The 16,974-nt window shown below is 50.2% G+C and carries 15 protein-coding genes; 6 read left to right on the top strand and 9 right to left on the bottom strand.

The window, feature by feature from the left end:
* Nucleotides 1-23: 23 nt before the first annotated feature.
* The 6 genes from CFERDRAFT_RS03740 to CFERDRAFT_RS03715 all read right to left on the bottom strand — a co-directional run bounded on the left by CFERDRAFT_RS03740 (nt 24) and on the right by CFERDRAFT_RS03715 (nt 7,545).
* Nucleotides 24-872 (bottom strand): biogenesis of lysosome-related organelles complex 1 subunit 2, encoded by an 849-nt coding sequence (locus CFERDRAFT_RS03740; RefSeq protein ID WP_006365876.1) that lies wholly within the window; start codon nt 870-872, stop codon nt 24-26.
* Nucleotides 854-1,558 (bottom strand): esterase/lipase family protein, encoded by a 705-nt coding sequence (locus CFERDRAFT_RS03735; RefSeq protein ID WP_006365875.1) that lies wholly within the window; start codon nt 1,556-1,558, stop codon nt 854-856. The genes CFERDRAFT_RS03740 and CFERDRAFT_RS03735 overlap by 19 nt, the downstream gene beginning before the upstream one ends.
* A gap of 57 nt (nt 1,559-1,615) precedes the next feature.
* Entirely contained in the window at nt 1,616-3,127 is a 1,512-nt protein-coding gene (locus CFERDRAFT_RS03730; RefSeq protein ID WP_006365874.1) for a leucyl aminopeptidase, read from the bottom strand.
* A 2-nt stretch (nt 3,128-3,129) separates the two neighbouring features.
* Nucleotides 3,130-4,218, bottom strand: a complete 1,089-nt coding sequence (locus CFERDRAFT_RS03725) for a DHH family phosphoesterase (protein WP_006365873.1) — start codon at nt 4,216-4,218, stop codon at nt 3,130-3,132.
* Between the two features lie 314 nt (nt 4,219-4,532).
* On the bottom strand, nt 4,533-6,122 hold the full coding sequence (locus CFERDRAFT_RS03720) for a carboxylesterase/lipase family protein (RefSeq protein WP_198002390.1): 1,590 nt from the start codon (nt 6,120-6,122) through the stop codon (nt 4,533-4,535).
* Nucleotides 6,123-6,213: 91 nt separating this feature from the next.
* Entirely contained in the window at nt 6,214-7,545 is a 1,332-nt protein-coding gene (locus CFERDRAFT_RS03715) for an alpha/beta hydrolase family protein (RefSeq protein WP_006365871.1), read from the bottom strand.
* 257 nt (nt 7,546-7,802) lie between these two features.
* On the opposite strand from CFERDRAFT_RS03715, the gene rlmN reads away from it, so the two are divergent.
* From rlmN to CFERDRAFT_RS03685, 6 genes are all read left to right on the top strand, one after another.
* Nucleotides 7,803-8,891 carry a 23S rRNA (adenine(2503)-C(2))-methyltransferase RlmN gene (gene rlmN / locus CFERDRAFT_RS03710; protein WP_006365870.1) on the top strand — a complete coding sequence of 363 codons (1,089 nt, stop codon included), beginning with the start codon at nt 7,803-7,805 and terminating at the stop codon, nt 8,889-8,891.
* 21 nt (nt 8,892-8,912) lie between these two features.
* Nucleotides 8,913-9,683: a hypothetical protein gene (locus CFERDRAFT_RS03705; RefSeq protein WP_006365869.1), complete on the top strand. Its 771-nt coding sequence runs from the start codon at nt 8,913-8,915 to the stop codon at nt 9,681-9,683.
* 10 nt (nt 9,684-9,693) lie between these two features.
* Nucleotides 9,694-10,353, top strand: a complete 660-nt coding sequence (adk, locus tag CFERDRAFT_RS03700; protein WP_006365868.1) for an adenylate kinase — start codon at nt 9,694-9,696, stop codon at nt 10,351-10,353.
* A gap of 69 nt (nt 10,354-10,422) precedes the next feature.
* Nucleotides 10,423-12,855 (top strand): replication restart helicase PriA, encoded by a 2,433-nt coding sequence (gene priA / locus CFERDRAFT_RS03695; protein WP_006365867.1) that lies wholly within the window; start codon nt 10,423-10,425, stop codon nt 12,853-12,855.
* A gap of 110 nt (nt 12,856-12,965) precedes the next feature.
* Entirely contained in the window at nt 12,966-13,466 is a 501-nt protein-coding gene (locus CFERDRAFT_RS03690) for a MauE/DoxX family redox-associated membrane protein (protein WP_006365866.1), read from the top strand.
* Between the two features lie 6 nt (nt 13,467-13,472).
* On the top strand, nt 13,473-14,291 hold the full coding sequence (locus CFERDRAFT_RS03685; protein ID WP_006365865.1) for a tetratricopeptide repeat protein: 819 nt from the start codon (nt 13,473-13,475) through the stop codon (nt 14,289-14,291).
* A 33-nt stretch (nt 14,292-14,324) separates the two neighbouring features.
* Here the strand turns inward: CFERDRAFT_RS03685 and aroQ are convergent, their stop codons facing one another.
* The 3 genes from aroQ to hslV form a co-directional block, all read right to left on the bottom strand.
* On the bottom strand, nt 14,325-14,801 hold the full coding sequence (aroQ, locus tag CFERDRAFT_RS03680; RefSeq protein ID WP_006365864.1) for a type II 3-dehydroquinate dehydratase: 477 nt from the start codon (nt 14,799-14,801) through the stop codon (nt 14,325-14,327).
* Nucleotides 14,802-14,860: 59 nt separating this feature from the next.
* The gene (gene hslU, locus CFERDRAFT_RS03675; protein WP_408605308.1) at nt 14,861-16,339 is read right to left on the bottom strand and encodes an ATP-dependent protease ATPase subunit HslU; all 1,479 of its coding nucleotides are present in this window, start codon (nt 16,337-16,339) and stop codon (nt 14,861-14,863) included.
* 86 nt (nt 16,340-16,425) lie between these two features.
* Nucleotides 16,426-16,974, bottom strand: a complete 549-nt coding sequence (gene hslV / locus CFERDRAFT_RS03670) for an ATP-dependent protease subunit HslV (RefSeq protein ID WP_006365862.1) — start codon at nt 16,972-16,974, stop codon at nt 16,426-16,428.

Here is a 16,974-nt window from a genome sequence, read left to right as displayed (position 1 = left end):
TCCGGATGGCAAACCGGAGTTACTTATTCAAGAACTATTACAAGGCAACGGGATTTCTGCCAGAAAGCATTTTCATCACGAATAAGAAGCAGTGAGGATGTTTTGCCTCCGACCAGCTCGTAAGAGCCAACTGTGTGAGGAGTTACGATTTTAATGCGTTTCAGCGGCCTGTCAAAAAAGAGATCACGGGTTTCGGTTATCTCAACCTTTTTAAAAAGATTGACATTAAAGTCGTTGGCAAGACGGTACTCATTGCCGAAGAGTTTTTCAAGCGGATTAATGCGAAGAAGAACACCTTTCGAAACAAGATCATTAAAGGTTCCTGATATGTAATAAGCCGTAAAGAGCTGCGAGTCCTGATCCTGGATATACTCATCAAGCACATCAACCGTTGCCATAAGTGAAGATACCTGTCTGTTGAGCTTCTGAACCTGGCCTTTCAGGGTGATAAGCTCTCCATCCTTGGTATTTATGGCTATTTTAAGCTCCGAAACCAGCTTGTCAAGCGAATCAACACGATAGGATGAGGTTCGGTTCTCCTCTTCAAGTTTGCGAATCAGGTTTTTACTTGCCGCCAGGGTGGAATCGATAAAACGGATTCCGGCGGAGATATCCTTGCCAATCTGCTCGACACTCTGTTTGTCACTGCTTTCGATATCAGATGAGAGTCTTTCAACGACAGCCTCCTTCTGCTGAATCCTGCCGAGATTTTTCTGCACCTGGGCAAGAATAGCCATCATTGATTCAAGATGCTCCTGCTGGGGATCCTGCTTTGGTTTTTCCGGGCTGCACGACGAGAGAATCACCAGAAAAGCGAAACATAAAACCCCGGCCACCCTTAAGCGACTCGCTTTTACAGCCATTGAATCCATTGTTCAACCCCTTCTTTTGTGCCATACCACCTGGTATGCGGTGTTGGAAGATGCTCGGCATCTGCAATAGTTACATTGACAGCACCCTCAAGAAAACAGCTTTTTGCAGGAACAATGCCGTCACCGGCAACATTGCCGTCATCCAGAACGTTTTTATAAAACTGATAACACATTTTCTCCACAAAACTCCCCTCCGAATTGCCATGATACTTATCGCTGACGACAGAAACAACAGAAACCCGATCAAAAAAATCAGCTTGCAGATGGCTGAAGATAAAATCCGTTTTTATCTTCGCATAATGCTCACTGGTATGAAAAGGTGTTCCAAGCGTTATCAGCTTCTTAATATGCTTTCCCGGATGATAACGTTCACCCTGAAAGGGCTTTTCAAGCAGATAGACCATCGCAACACTCCCTCCACCGCTATGAGCAACAAGCGTGATGGGTTCGCCGGGAAATTTCTGTTCAATCTCGCGTATCGTCCGGTCAAGAGCGCTCATAACCCTGTTGGTTGATTTTTCCGGCGAAGGAGGAAATCCTATCCAGTCAATGAGCGATACGGGTACTATGGCTATTTTCTCTTCCGGAAGATAGCCGCCAAGAGCCTCTTTCATGATATCATAAAGCGAATCCCAGAATAGTACTCCGGGAATAATCACTACTGGATGTTGCGGGACCGCCTTCATGATAGGTTCATCTTGTTACACTGCCTCTCTCTTCTCTCTTGTTTATTTCCGGAATTTTCAGGACCATTTCTTCAGCAGCTCAACAAGCAGACTCACACCAAACCCGGTTCCTCCATTGACCTTGCCTCCCCCTTTCGGAGTGAATGACGGGCCGGCAATATCAATATGGGCCCAGTTTTTATGCTCATCAATGAATTTCTCAAGGAATTTTGCGGCCGTGACTGAACCGGCACCACGTCCTCCGGTGTTACTGACATCGGCTACGTCGGACTTGATCTGCTCATCGTAGAGATCCCAGAGCGGCATGCGCCACACCTTTTCACCTGCCTTCTGACCGGCGTTATAAATCTCATCAGCCAGCTTGTCATTGTTACTGAAGAGTCCTGCAACGGAATAACCAAGGGCAACAATACAGGCACCGGTCAGGGTTGCGAGATCAATAATGACGTCAGGCTTATACTTTTCAGTTGCATAGGCAAGGGCATCGGCCAGAATAAGACGTCCCTCGGCATCGGTATTGCCAACCTCAACAGTAATGCCTGAATAGGTGGTAATAACATCACCCGGATTCTGGGCTTTACCGTCCGGCATATTGTCGGTAGCAGGAATCAAACCGATAATGTGCAGCGGAAGGGCAAGACGGGCTGCGGCCTCAACCGCACCCAGTACGCTTGCGGCGCCGGCCATATCCGACTTCATCTCTCCCATGTTTTCGGATGGCTTGATTGAGATGCCGCCTGAATCAAACGTGACCCCTTTTCCGACAAGGGCTACAACCGCTTTCGGTTTCCCTTTCGGCTTGTAGTCAAGAATGGTAAAGGTCGGAGGGAAAAAACTCCCCTTGTTGACCGCAAGGAGGCCTCCCATACCAAGAGACTCAATCTCTTTTTTATGAAAAACCGTTACCTCGTAGCCATATTTTTTGGCGGACTCCTCTGCAGCTTTCGAAATATCCTCAGCCTGCAGATGATTTCCCGGCAGATTAACCAGATCCCTGGCCATCTTCTGGCAAGAACCGACAATCCTGCCCGCCTCAACACCGCGCTCTGCCGCATCCAATACCGAAGCTCCGGCCCTTAAAACAAGTTCGGCAAGCTCTTTTGTCTTTTCTGCCGCTCTCTTTTTATCCAGCTTACCGCTTTTCAGACGCTCAAAGCGGTACAAACCGGCAAACGATCCGGTAACAAACGTTTCAGCAAGAGTCGAAACACTCTCTCCTGTTTCACCGGCAATGCGCTCGATGGCTGAAAAATCAACAGCAAGCTTTGCAATCTTCAGCTCAACAGCTCTGGATGCAATGGAAATGGCCCCCTTGCGCCAGTCATCAAGAGTTTTTGCATCACCGATACCAAACAGGGCAATTCGAGATGCCTTGCATTTTCCGGACCCGCCATAGAGCAGAACAACCTCTCCTGCTTCGGCTTTAAAATCCTTTAATACCTTATGATCCAGTTCAAGTCCGGCAAGCAGCTTCTGAGCCTCTTTTTTCAGATCTCCCTTACTGATCGGCAAGGCAAGAAGATCGACGGCAATACGATCAATCTCAATTTTTGTTACTGATATTTTCATAATCACGCTTGTTCGTTGTTAACACCTTCAACCTGACTGGATGCTGTTTTAAGAAATGCTCTCAAATCTTCAAGAAGTACCTTCTGGGCCCTGTCGGACGAAAACTGGAAGAGACATCCGGCAGCATTCATATGCCCCCCTCCTCCATATTTTTTTGCCAGCTGGTTGACGTAAATATTGCCGCGTGAGCGAAAACTCGCCTTTGTTCTGCCATCCTGCATCTCAACCATAAGCACGGCAATTTGCACGGTTGGTACACTCAGCAGATACTGGATGATGAGATCGGTATCAAAAAGCTTACTCCCGGTCGCTTTTAACATATCCTGAGAGATAAAAAGCCATGAAATCACTCCATCATCAAGCACCGTGATAGCGCTCAATGCAGCTCCGAGCAGCTTGAGTGCCTGGCAGGTAAGCGAGTTATAGATCTTGTCGTAGATATCCGAAGCATTTGCCCCTTTGCTGACAAGGTCACCGGCAAGCCGGTAGACATAGGGGGATGTTTTCGGAAACCTGAATGATCCGGTATCCGTCATAACCGAAACATAGAGCGCTTCGGCAATTTGGGGCGTGAACAGTTCACGGCCCAGCCTCTTCTGAAACGCGTAGATCAGGTCATAGATAAGTTCACCGGTCGAGGATGCATAGTTTTCACACACCATGACATCGGTAAAATCATCAGGTTCAAGATGATGATCGACACAGACAATTTTCAGGCTTCCGAGCTCTTTGGAAAAACTAACATGCGGCCAGAGCGAACCCATCCTGTCACGAAGATTTGCATCAAGAAGCACAACAACATCACAAAGCGACAAGGCCTGTATAGCATCCTCATCCCTGTCGTCAAAGAGGCTTATCGGATAGAGATGGGTAAGAAACCTGTAGTTCGGGGGGACCTCAGTCGGATTCACAATTGAGACCTCCTTGCCAAGCAGCTTGAGCAACAGCGCAAGAGCTACCTCGCTTCCGAGGCCATCACCATCTGAATTCTCATGCGTCGTCAGAACAATATGCTGACCTTCAATCAGCTCATCAATTACCGGAGACCATTCCTCGGCGTTAAGCGTCCTTCCATACTCGGGTAATATCATTCGTTTGCAGTAACTTTATCAAAAACAAAACTCATTCTATGCCCTTTCCTTCTAATGCCACATAAAACACTTAATAACAACACGTCAAGCCCAATAACAGTCATCAAAAACACTCCCGGCACCAAAAAAAACAGCGCGAATTTCTCAGGAAGTCCCTCAATCAAGCCTTACGCTATAGTCGGGAAATGTTTTTAAAGATAAAAGATAAACAAAGAAACAGGGAGAATAATGTTTGACAGATAAATATTTTTTCTTCACTGCGAGCAGCCGTTTCCACGCTATCACACCCAAGCGTTCAACCCTCTCCCCTCTTTTCACTCTTTTGCCGCGGCTCTTCGCATGCTGCTTATCCGATCGATGAAATCAGCCTCTTTCCTGAACAGCTCTCTGTTGATGTGCAGGGTATCCGAAAACTCCAGATTGATGTCGGTTGTGGCGGTGTATGCCGGCCAATCAAGAAGGCCCGGACCATTGGGATTACCGGTTGCAGCAAAGTTGACCCAGTAAGCCATCATCTTTTCGGAAAGCCTCCTGTCCGTCTGATTGTAACCCCCGGACTCCGCCATATTTCCAAAGACATAGGCCAGCTCAACACCATGATGCACTCCCAGTTTTCGCGCCAGCACGGTGTCGGGCAGGCGGGTGAACTGGTAGAGATATGCCCTGGATTTTTTTCGTTCCATGGATCGGACCACGAGCCTTGCCGGTTGAGCATTTGCTGCAACCGTAAGGATTTTATCAATAGCCGGTGCAACTTCTCCTGTTTTTCGGGCAGGGAAGAGCTCAAAGGCTTTCGCGGAATTATCGCCAAATCTTGAGTGCAGGAATGATCGATATTTCTCAACTGATAAATCTTTTTCATCGGCCAGATAAATATTGCCTTCATTGAGCGTGCTTCCGGTGATAATCGGCACATCATGCTGCTTTCCTCCCCGGTATGCTGCGAGCGGATCTTCGGGAAGCACCCGGCCATCAAAAACCGGCGCAAAAAAAAGGCCCTCGTCAAATATGCCTGTAGTGCAATCGGCTGCCTTCACTATCTCCTCTGCTGATCTGGCGCGCATGGCAGCCACTACATCCCGAGCGCTGTCGCAGCCAAGTTTCGAGGCCAGTTGCCGGCCCATTTTCGACACATTAGCCATGTCGCCGTTAAAGGCCAAAGAGAGGTACTCCGAACCGATAATCGGCCCGCCGCTTTCAGCTATAGCCCGATGAAAAAGCCCGGCAGATAACGGAGTGATCAACTGCAGCGAAACAGATCGGGATCCGGCGGATTGGCCGAAAAGGGTTACCCTCCCTGGATCCCCTCCGAAAGCAGCGATATTGCGTTGTATCCATTTCAGGGCGGCGATCTGGTCGAGCAAGCCGTAGTTGCCCGAGGTGCCATGGGGGGATTCCCTTGAGAGCAGCGGATGAACAAGAAATCCCAGCGGCCCGAGGCGGTAATTGATGGTCACAACAACCACCCCCTTTCGGGCAAGATTCCTGCCGTTGTATTCGGGCAGTGATGCGGATCCAAAATTAAAGGCTCCACCATGAATCCAGACCATAACCGGCAGTTTCTCATCAGGTTTTTTGGCCGTGGTCCAGATATTCAGGTAGAGGCAGTCCTCGCTGTACAGAGCGTTATCCTTCTCTTTCGGCTGCGGGCAGGAGGGGCCGAACTCCTTGCAGTTTCTCACCTGTGCCCACGAAGCAACTTCCTCCGGGGGCTTCCATCTCAAGGGACCAACCGGGGGTGCCGCATAGGGAATCCCCAGGAAGATACGCACGTCGCCCTCTGCTCTGCCGCATATCGGTCCGCTATGCAGCTGAATAACATTACAGTTTATTCCGCCGGCGCTCACCGGAAGCGGTAATGCGGTGAGCAGCAGCAGAACTGCCAGCAGTTTACGAAAAGCCATACTTCCCATCCTTCCTGAATCTCCTCATCTCCGGATTTGAAAAGCAGTGTGCCACACAGGGTAGTCTCTTCGAGCAAACAGATACAGTATTTTACCTCCCCGTATCCTTGAAAACCTCATCCAGCCAGTCGAACAGGATCTCCCCCATCAGACTGCGGTTCTCGCCGATGCAGTGGCTGGAAGCCCCGTCCTCAAAACCTGTAACAATCAGCCTTGAACGGGAGTCGGGCAATTTAGCCATGCATTCCAGCTGCTGGCGCTGGACCTCCTTGCTGGCATACTCGCCCGCACCTACCAGCAAGAGGGTGGGAACCGTAACCTTTGCCGGATCAAAAGTAAAGCCCTTGTTGGCCGCGACCAGACCGGGAATATTGTCCATCTTCACGCCCCAGCGAAATGCCACAAGTTTGACCACATTGCGATGGAAGCTGGCAAAACCCTCCAGCACCCCGGGGGTCGTGGTAGCCACCGGCATGGTGCTGAAGAGCTGTTCGGCATCAACCACTGCCGCCGTGACTGCTACAGCCTTGATGCGGGAATCATGCATGGCAGCCTGGGGCACAAAACCCCCGCCGCCACTGATACCATAGGCAGCAAACCGCAAGGGATCAACCTCCGGGCGCTTGAGAGCATAGTCAATGACTGCTGAGATGGGAAGGTTCATGGCTGGCCGGAAATACTTGCCTTTCCAGGGGAGCAACCCCTGGCCCGGAAGATCTACAGCGACGAAGTTGTATCCCCGCTCAAAGGTCTGGGGGGCAATGTGGAACCATAGATCTTCGGCAAACGTCTCCCCTCCGCCGACCATGAAGAGCGTCGGGCGAGGTTTCCCGCTCTTGTCAGCCTTGCGGAAATAGCCGGGCAAAACCACCCCCTCAAAGGGCACTTCGAAATACTCCAATGGCGGATCCATCAACTCACCGGCCTTGCGGAGCAGCGTGCGGCTGCGGCCGGCGACCTCGTTGAGGCGGGGATCATCGGGAAGCATGGAGATGATGCCCGCACGGTAGTAATAGGAAGCCCGCTGCATCTGCCGGGTTGCACTCACCTTATGGCCTTTGTTCAGGCTCTTTTCCGCTCTTGCCGCAAGCCGGTCAGCCATCCTGATCCACTCCGCCTGCCAACTGGCCGCCTCCCCGTCCTTGATCTGACTTGCGGTGTAGTAGGCCTCGCCGATCTCCATGCCATGGTTGCTCGTATTGCCGAGCAGGAAGCCGAAGGTCCAGTCCATATCATTATCCTTGAAATGGTAGCGCACCGTCGGGTCATGGGCATCGAAGTCGCTCTTCTTCTCACCGGGGTTTACGGCCTCTGCACCGGAGGTTTTCTTCTTTTCCGTTGCCCGGGATGCCCGGCTGCCGCCTGTTGTCAGAACAACAGAGCAGAGCACCATAATCACAACCCTCAAGACTCTTCCGTACATTTCACCCTCCTTCTTTAGCTACATGAACCTTGCATATAAAGCCACACCACCGGATATTTTTCCGGGTTACTTCAGGGCAGTTACTCCCCGATTAAGGGGCCGCCGAAGGCGGTCTGCGATCCAGAGTAAAGATAGAACAATATCAGCACTGGTTTACGCAAAAGAGCATATATTCCGCATGAAGCATCACCGGCGCGCGTTCTGTGAAATCCATACAGCGTAACCGTAAAATTGTATACCCTCTGGCGTAACATGAAATGGAGACCATGACCACCGCTCTTCCCAACATTATTGATCTGAGCTTCCCGGAGCTTCAGCATGCCATTGCATCGCTTGATGAACCCTCATTCAGGGCGGCACAGATTCATCAGTGGCTTTTCAGTCATCAGGCAAAGAGCTTTGAGGAGATGACAACACTCAGCCGGACACTTCGCCAAAAGCTTGCAGAAACCTTCTCTATCAGCCATCTTCAGCTTGTAGATCACCTTGAGAGTACCGAAGAGAGCGGGGACAACCTCACAGAAAAAATCCTGCTGAAACTGCCGGATAACGAACTGATTGAAACCGTCCTCATTCCTGCCGAGAACAGATTGACCGCTTGCCTCTCCTCGCAGGCCGGGTGCGCGTTTCAGTGCACATTCTGTGCAACAGGAAAAATGGGACTGCATCGAAATCTTACCGCCGGGGAGATTGCCGGACAGGTTTATGCGCTCAATGCCATAGTTTCCATGAGAAAGCCCGACAAAAAAATCACCAATATTGTTTTTATGGGTATGGGAGAGCCGCTCATGAACTACGACAATATTCTGGAATCGATAGAAACCCTGACAACAAAAAACTACAACGTCACGCTATCCCAGAAAAAAATAACCATTTCAACCGTGGGTGTTATTCCGCAAATACGGAAACTGGGCGCTTCAGGATTGAAAACCAAGCTCGCCGTCTCCCTTCATGCTGCCGAACAGCAGAAACGGGAGTCACTCATGCCGGTCGCAGCAAAGCTCTATCCGCTTAATGAGCTCGGTAAAGCACTTGCCGGCTATAGCTCGGCAACCGCCATGCCGGTCACGATTGTCTATATGCTGCAGAAAGGTATCAACGACTCGCTTGAAGACGCAAAACTGCTGGCACGGTTTGCTCACGGCTTTTTATGCAAAATAAATTTGATTGATTACAATTCTATCATTAATATCAGGTTCAAGCCTGTAAACAGCTCCTCCAGAGAGGTGTTCCAGCAATACCTCATTGATTCAGGCCTGCATGTCACGGTCAGAAAAAGCTACGGTACGACAATTAATGCGGCATGCGGTCAACTGGCAACAACCGGCATGGCAGAATCGCAATAATCTATAATCGCCTTAAATACCATGGATTTGATCGATTTAATTCCTTTCCAGAATGAGTTCAACAAAACGTATCACGGCTTAACCAGCAATGCAACACACACGTCGGAAAAGCCGGTATTTCATGAACTGAAAGTCAGACGATACGACAAACCTGTTGACGAAATCAGAGATTTTATTTCCGGCAAAATTGATCACTGGGTTGGCTGGGAACTGAAAAGTGAAAAAACAGCTGTCGGCGGCACGACCACCATCAGGGGGGAAGTGACCTCCGTGCTTCTTTTCGGCATGAAAATCGATGTAACATTCGGCCTTTTTGAGGAGACCGACATCAATGGCCGCCCGATAACCACGATCAATGCAAAAGCAGAAACCCGCATTGAATCGAGAGGTGATCTGGGTGAGAGCCGCAGGATTATCCGAATGATGCTTGGCGCACTTGATTTTGAGTTCCGCCATCAGCAGATCAAGGATGAGGACTATCACTATCGCTCGGTCGATGTAAACGGGCCATCAGCATCATTCCAGCAGATATTTGATAACGCCCGCCTTCAGCATCAAAAAAAGCCGGAAGGGAGCCCTAAAGCAACCGCTATCGAATTCAAGAAAAGAGCACCGGTTCAAACCATACAACTTAACAAGCCAGCCGAAAAAAATGGTGATACCTCTCATTCGGCAGGCAGTGCAGCAGAGAACGGCTCTTCTTCAGCTCAATCTGAAACCCCGGCATCAGCAGGCAAGGCAGTAGCCTCTCGGCCAAAAGTGACGATCATTACTACCAAAAAAAACATATAAACACGGTTTGATGATAATAATTCTACTCGGAGCACCAGGTGCGGGAAAAGGCACGCAGTCAAACTTCATCTCCAAATCTCTGGGTATACCACAGATTTCAACCGGTGATATGCTGCGCGCTGCGGTAAAAGCGGGAACACCTCTCGGTATCCAGGCAAAACAAATCATGGATGCAGGACAGCTTGTTTCCGATGAGATCATTATCGGACTGGTCAAAGACCGGCTGAAAGAGGCTGACTGTGCCAATGGCTGCCTTTTTGACGGTTTTCCCCGTACCATCGCACAGGCAGAAGCACTGAGAAGTGACGGGATCAAAATCGACCATGTCGTTGAGATCAATGTTGAAGACCGTGATATTATCGAAAGGATGAGCGGACGCCGCGTACATCCGGCTTCAGGAAGAACCTACCACATACAGTTCAATCCGCCGAAAACAGATGGAATTGATGATGAAACCGGAGATCCACTGGTGCAGAGGGCGGATGATGAGGAGGAGACGGTTAAAAAACGCCTTGAAGTTTATCATGAACTGACCTCGCCGCTGATCAATTACTATCTGAACCTCTCTTCACAGAACTGCACCGCAAAGGGGCCGAAATACAACAGGATCAAGGGAACCGGAAAAGTGGAAGAGATTCGCGACAGGATTCTCGAAGCGATCAATGGCTGAGCATTCCCGAAAGCGTATTCCGATAAAAAAAAAGTCAGTGCCCGGCACTGACTTTTTTCATTCACCGCCATGCAAGCACTGATCGTCGCAGAAAAACTGTTCAGGGGAGAACCATTTACCGTAATGGTACCCGCCTCAATGGAGCAGGAGATCCAGGCCGGATGTATGGTACTCCTTGCCCGAAAAAAAGGAGCAGAGTCCATCTCAATCGGCTACATCATCGAGCTTGCCGAAGATAATCCGGCTGAACCCTCCGAAACAGAGATCATCGATCTGCTCTATGATGGCGAACCGCTCCTTGGTGAAGATCTCCTGAAACTGACCGGGTGGATGGCTGATTACTACCTCTCCCGCAGAATTGACACCATCAGTGCCGCTCTGCCAGCTGCTGTCCGCACCACGATTCATGACATGGTGGAACTCACCGACTTTTCCCTGCAGGCTGAAAACAGGCGGGTCATCAACACGACGTTGCGGCGCTCAATCATGCAACTGATGATCAGGGAAAAACGGTTGACCATGCTTCAGCTTCAGCGACGGCTCGGCAAAAAACAGCTCTACCGGACCCTCTCGGAGCTTGAACGCGGCGGACATCTGAGACTCACCAAAAAGTTCACCTCCACACGACCGAAACTGCAAACAGCTTACCGCCTGAGCGAAACCGTGCCGGAGGGCGCTGAGGAGAGCCTTCATGGAGCGCTGAAACAGCTTGAGGCGTTCCTTGCACTCTCATCGACTACCGACCCCTGTGTTCCGGCAGAGACCATAGGCAGCTCAAGGGAGATTCTCAATGCTCTGGTAAAAAAAGGTTTGGTTGAAAAGGTTCAGATTGAGGTGAAAAGTAATTTTTCAAGCGGATTTGCTGAGGAGCCGCAATCCGTAAAAAATCCGACAGCCGCACAAAAGCATGCACTTGAAGCACTGCAATCTGCCCTGAACAATAAACGGTATGCCACCTTCCTTCTGCATGGTGTGACAGGAAGCGGAAAAACCCTTGTCTATATCGAGTTCCTGAAAAGTGTCCTTGCCGCAGGCAAAACCGCCATTGTTCTTGTGCCGGAAATATCGCTCACGCCACAGACCGCCGGACGATTCCGTCAGCACTTCCATGATGATATCACGATACTGCACAGCGGGATGAGTAATCAGGAAAAATATGACGCATGGCACAGCCTCAGGCAGGGAAAAACCAAAATAGCGCTCGGGGCGCGTTCAACCATTTTTGCTCCACTGAAAAACCTCGGTGCAATCATTGTAGATGAAGAGCATGACGGCGCCTACAAACAGGATCGAACCCCCCGTTATCAAGCCAGGGATACGGCAATCATGAGAGCCCTTTTCAGCAAGGCAATCTGTGTTCTCGGTTCGGCAACCCCCTCTTTTGAATCATACCATAATGCCCGAAACGGCAAATACAGCCTGATCAATCTCAGGGAGCGTGTTGATGGAGCCGCAATGCCTCTCATCAAGCTTGTCTGGATGAAAGAGAGTCCGAAAGCCTCATCATCAATTTCAGAGCTGCTCTTCCGCCAGATAGAGCTGCGCCTCGAAAAAAACGAGCAGGTCATCCTTCTGCAGAACAGAAGGGGGTTTGCAGGAAGCATCTTCTGTCTCTCCTGCGGTCACACCCCCCTTTGCCGGTTTTGCAACATCCCGATGGTCTACCATGCAGCCGAGAATCATCTCCGCTGCCACTACTGCGGTCATCGCGTAAAATTCAGGGCGTCATGCGAAAAGTGCCAGTCAACCGACCTGTTTTTCAAAAGCAGCGGAACCGAGCGCATTGAGGAGGAGCTGCAAAAGCTCTTCCCGGAAGAAAAAATTCTCAGAATGGATGTTGATACAACAACAAGAAAAGGCTCTCATGGACGGATACTCAAGGAGTTTCATGATCAAAAAGCCCGCATCCTGCTCGGAACACAAATGGTTGCCAAGGGACTCGACTTCCCTGCCGTAACGCTCGTCGGAGTGCTTATGGCTGATATCGGGCTTAATATTCCGGATTTCAGAGCATCTGAACGGACATTCTCACTGCTCACACAGGTTGCCGGTCGGGCCGGCCGCTCTACCTTGCCCGGAGAGGTCTATCTTCAGGTCTACAACAAGGAGAGTGACGTATTCACCGCCCTCCTGCAGGGCAGTTATGAAAAGTTTTTTGATCAGGAGAGTGCAACAAGAGCGGCACTCCGCTACCCCCCACTGTCACGACTTATAAAATTCGAATGCAGTGCAACCGATGAAAAGGAGGCGGAATCGGCTGCGCTCTATTGCAAGGAAACCCTGACAGCCCATCTCCCGATGGAGAGCGGTACCGTTCTCGGACCCGCCCCCGCTGGAATCGCGAAAATAAAAGGACGATTTCGATACCACGTACTGGTAAAGCTGTTCGAGGCAAAACTCTCGGCAGCGTTCGTCAGAGAGATGAGTGACCATATTATCTCCCGCTTTCGCAGTGCGGCACTCTCTTTTATTGTCGATGTCGATCCGCAGAACCTCATGTAGCGGTCTTATAAAAAAAAAGTCCGCATCTCCTTTCGTACCCGTTAAAGTAAAATATATTTATATTCAGCACAGTCAACGGCAAGGATCAACGAAACTCATCGCATCTGCTCATGAAGACGTTTGAGTGGAAAAGGGAATATTTCAAACACTATCCGCTTAAAACTGCGGGAGTTATTCTTTTTCTATCCTGCCGGTATCTCTTCGCGCTCTTCTTCCTTTACGGATTCTGGCATAAACTCGTCAAAGGATGGCTCTGGAACGACCTCATGCAGTTCTATTTTCTCAAAAGGCTTGCCGAACTGCCGGCTGATTCGTTCCAGGCACTCTACCTTCAGCAGTTTGCCATCCCGCTGGCATTTCCGATTGCATGGATTGTTACCGTTGGAGAGCTTATCATCGGTATCGGGCTCATTTTCGGTATTGCCGTCAGAGCCAATGCGGCGTTTGCACTCTTTCTGGTAGTGAATTTTGCGGCCGGTGGTTATTACAACCTTTCCCTCCCCCCATTCATGCTCTTCGCGCTCCTTATGATAATCTTTCCTTCAGGCCATTGGCTGGGACTTGACAGGATTCTGCACAATAAATACCCTGCTGCAATCTGGTTTAAATAAAGCACCATGACCAATACCCCGATATTTCGACGAATCTGCGGCTGCCGGAACTCACCCCTTCTTCTCTTTGCACTTTCAGCGCTCTTCTCCTTCATACCGGTATCAGCCATAACAGCAGAACGCATCGAATCGCCGGTTGAACTGGCTGACAAGGCATTCTGGAACATGAACTATACGACTGCCGATTCAATCTACACCGCTGAACTGCACCGTAACCCGAGAAATGCAGAACTCTACTGGAAACTCGCCAGGCTGCATGTAAGTCTTGGTGAATCGGTCGATCGCAATAAAAAGGATGAACGGCTGCGCTACTACCGTAAAGCCCTGGAGTATGCAAAAACCTGTATCACCATCGACAGCACCATCGCAAAAGGGCACTCCTGGTATGCCGCTGCACTGGGAATCATGGCGGACAAAACAGGCTCAAACGAAAAACTGAACCGTGCAAAAGAGATAAAAAAGGCTATTGACAGTGCCCTGCGATTAAACCCTAACGATGAGACGGCGCTCTCGATTCTCGGATCCTATTATCGTGAAGCGGCTAAAATCAGCTGGTTTAAACGGATGGTGGGCAATGCCTTCATCGGCGAGATGCCGAAAGGCAATTATGAGCTCGCAGAAAAAGCGTTCCGGAAAGCGATCAGCATTGACTCAAGAATTATCCGAAACTATCATGAACTTGCCCTGATCGAGCTTGATAAAAACAACAGGGCTGAAGCTCTGAGACTCATGAAAACTGCGCTCAACAAACCGTTGATCATGCCGAGTGACCGGAGGCGAATCGAGGAGATGCGCGCGCTGCTGAAAAAATATTCCGAAGAGTGAGAGAGGGAGTCTCTCCTCCCTCACAAGAGCAGCTCAGTCCCCGTTTACCGCTACGGTTATACGCTTCTTCCTGGGGGCAATACCGAGCAGAGAGCGGACGCCAAGGTGGTAGCTGTTTGCCCCGAACCCGCTGATTACACCCATGCACACTTCCGAAATCACCGATGAACGGCGGAACTCCTCACGAGCGAAGATATTGGAAAGATGAACCTCAACAACCGGCAGGCCTACCGCACTGATAGCATCACGCAATGCTATTGAGTAGTGTGTATAGGCTCCTGCGTTCAGTATGACCCCGATAAAACCGCCCCGGTCCTCGCACTCAAAAAGTTTTTCAAGCAGCTGCCCCTCCTCCTCGGACTGGAAAAAAACAAAGCGAATGTCAGGAAAGCTTTCAGCAACTCCGCGATTGATATCGTCGAGTGTCTGATGACCGTAAATTTCCGGTTCGCGTTTGCCGAGTCGTGAAAGATTCGGACCGTTAAGCACAAGTATGGAATTCCCGCTCATGGTTATGGCTTCTGGCGGCCCCTGCAGGGGTGCAGGTGCCGGCTGTTAAGAAAAAACGGTTAGAGTATATATTGACTGAGATCCCTGTCGGCGACAACATGGTTCAGTTTTTCCTTGACCATTGCTTCATCAATCTCAATCTTTTCATCGGAAACATTTTCCGGAATGTTGAACATCAGCTCCTCAAGAAGATTGGTCAGAATGGTATGAAGACGCCTTGCTCCGATATTCTCGACACTCTCATTGACTTTTGCCGCAATTCTGGCAATTTCACGGATTGCACCCTCACTGAAGCTCAACTCCACCCCTTCAGTGGCAAGAAGAGCGGTATACTGCTTGATAAGGGCATTTTTCGGCTGGGTAAGAATCAGGAAAAAGTCCTCTTCAGTAAGACTTTTCAACTCCACCCTGATCGGAAAACGCCCCTGAAGCTCGGGGATAAGATCGGAAGGCTTGGCTACATGAAAGGCTCCGGAAGCAATAAAGAGCACATGGTCGGTCTTGACCATGCCATGCTTTGTGGCAACATTTGAACCCTCGACAATCGGCAACAGATCGCGCTGAACACCCTCCCTGCTGACATCCGGCCCCTTGCCGCCTGCTCCGGTTGATGGTGCCGCGATTTTGTCAATTTCATCGATAAAGACAATACCTGACTGCTCTACCTTGTTGATGGCCTCCTTGACAACGCTCTCCATATCAATAAGCTTCTGCACCTCCTCCTGTTCGAGCAGTTTCCGGGCTTCGGCTATCGAGACGCGTCTCTTTTTTCGCTTGCGGGGCAGCCCGCTCATAAGGTCCTGCATCATACCGCCGATCTCCTCCATCTGGCCGAGAGGGCCGAAAATCTGCATCATACCGCCACCCGAAGAGTCACTGGAGATATCCATCTCAATCTGGCGATCCTCAAGTTTGCCGCTGCGCAGTCTCTCCAGCATTTTCCGGCGGCTGCGGCGGTTTGCCTCCACTGACGGATCACCCTCTTCCGTGGAGAGAGAGAGCAGAGCCTCCCCTTCCGTTTCAGCGTCATCATCAAGTGACTCCTGTGATTGCGCTACAGGAGGAAGAAGAATATCGAGCAGCCGCTCTTCAACGAGCAGCGCTGCCTTTTCACGAACCTCTTCAGACTTCTCGCTTCTGACCATTGCCACACTCTGATCAACAAGGTCACGAATCATCGACTCGACGTCACGCCCGACATAACCCACTTCAGTAAACTTCGACGCCTCAACCTTGACAAACGGCGCTTTGGCAAGCTTGGCCAGGCGGCGTGCAATCTCGGTTTTTCCGACACCGGTAGGCCCGATCATGATTATGTTGTTCGGCATGATCTCATCACGCAGCTCATCACTCACATTCTGACGGCGAAGCCTGTTACGGAGGGCTATGGCTACCGATTTTTTTGCCTCCTTCTGGCCGATAATATATTTGTCAAGAAGCGCAACAATCTGGTTCGGGGTCAGATTATGCTCCGCAATAGAACTTCTTCTCCCCCCGTTTCCTTCAGGCAGAGCAAAAACATTCACCTTACTGTTCATAGTCATTTCAATGCAGAAAAATTGTAATTACCACCCGGAATTTCACACAACAAGGCATCCGGAACACAGGAGAAATAACCCGACAGTTATACCTCTTCCACAATAATGTGATCGTTGGTATAGATACAGATATCGGATGCGATCTTCAAACTTTCCTGAACGATATCCCTGGCCGAAAGCGATGAGTGCTTCATGAGCGCACGCGCGGCAGAGAGCGCATACATGCTCCCGCTTCCGATAGCGACAATACCGTCCTCTGGCTCTATGACATCACCCGTTCCGGAAATGATAAGCGCCTTGTCACTGCTGACAATAGCAAGCATAGCCTCAAGACGGCGGAGATACTTGTCGGTTCTCCACTCTTTGGCAAGTTCCACGGCAGCACGATCAAGCTTTCCGTTATAGGCCTCAAGCTTCTCCTCAAACCGGTCAAGAAGGGTTACCGCATCAGCCGTTGCACCGGCAAACCCTGCAATCAGCTTCCCCTGATACAACCTCCTGATTTTGCGTGTCGAATGCTTGATGACGGTGTTGCCAAGAGTCATCTGACCATCACTGCCAAGCGCCGCCTTGCCATCTCTCAATACGCCGATCACCGTTGTTGAACGGATGATGGGCTTCTCATTGTTTTTCAT

The organism is Chlorobium ferrooxidans DSM 13031, from assembly GCF_000168715.1.
GTDB lineage: Bacteria > Bacteroidota > Chlorobiia > Chlorobiales > Chlorobiaceae > Chlorobium > Chlorobium ferrooxidans.
The sequence above is the reverse complement of the archived record's forward strand: the minus strand, read 5'-3'. Positions and strand labels throughout refer to the sequence as shown.

Coding starts and splice junctions, on each gene's coding strand:
- CFERDRAFT_RS03740 (WP_006365876.1), bottom strand. CDS start 872: ATGGATTCAATGGCTGTAAAAGCGAGTCGCTTAAGGGTGGCCGGGGTT.
- CFERDRAFT_RS03735 (WP_006365875.1), bottom strand. CDS start 1,558: ATGAAGGCGGTCCCGCAACATCCAGTAGTGATTATTCCCGGAGTACTA.
- CFERDRAFT_RS03730 (WP_006365874.1), bottom strand. CDS start 3,127: ATGAAAATATCAGTAACAAAAATTGAGATTGATCGTATTGCCGTCGAT.
- CFERDRAFT_RS03725 (WP_006365873.1), bottom strand. CDS start 4,218: ATGATATTACCCGAGTATGGAAGGACGCTTAACGCCGAGGAATGGTCT.
- CFERDRAFT_RS03720 (WP_198002390.1), bottom strand. CDS start 6,122: ATGGCTTTTCGTAAACTGCTGGCAGTTCTGCTGCTGCTCACCGCATTA.
- CFERDRAFT_RS03715 (WP_006365871.1), bottom strand. CDS start 7,545: ATGTACGGAAGAGTCTTGAGGGTTGTGATTATGGTGCTCTGCTCTGTT.
- rlmN (WP_006365870.1), top strand. CDS start 7,803: ATGGAGACCATGACCACCGCTCTTCCCAACATTATTGATCTGAGCTTC.
- CFERDRAFT_RS03705 (WP_006365869.1), top strand. CDS start 8,913: ATGGATTTGATCGATTTAATTCCTTTCCAGAATGAGTTCAACAAAACG.
- adk (WP_006365868.1), top strand. CDS start 9,694: ATGATAATAATTCTACTCGGAGCACCAGGTGCGGGAAAAGGCACGCAG.
- priA (WP_006365867.1), top strand. CDS start 10,423: ATGCAAGCACTGATCGTCGCAGAAAAACTGTTCAGGGGAGAACCATTT.
- CFERDRAFT_RS03690 (WP_006365866.1), top strand. CDS start 12,966: ATGAAGACGTTTGAGTGGAAAAGGGAATATTTCAAACACTATCCGCTT.
- CFERDRAFT_RS03685 (WP_006365865.1), top strand. CDS start 13,473: ATGACCAATACCCCGATATTTCGACGAATCTGCGGCTGCCGGAACTCA.
- aroQ (WP_006365864.1), bottom strand. CDS start 14,801: ATGAGCGGGAATTCCATACTTGTGCTTAACGGTCCGAATCTTTCACGA.
- hslU (WP_408605308.1), bottom strand. CDS start 16,339: ATGAACAGTAAGGTGAATGTTTTTGCTCTGCCTGAAGGAAACGGGGGG.
- hslV (WP_006365862.1), bottom strand. CDS start 16,974: ATGAAAAACAATGAGAAGCCCATCATCCGTTCAACAACGGTGATCGGC.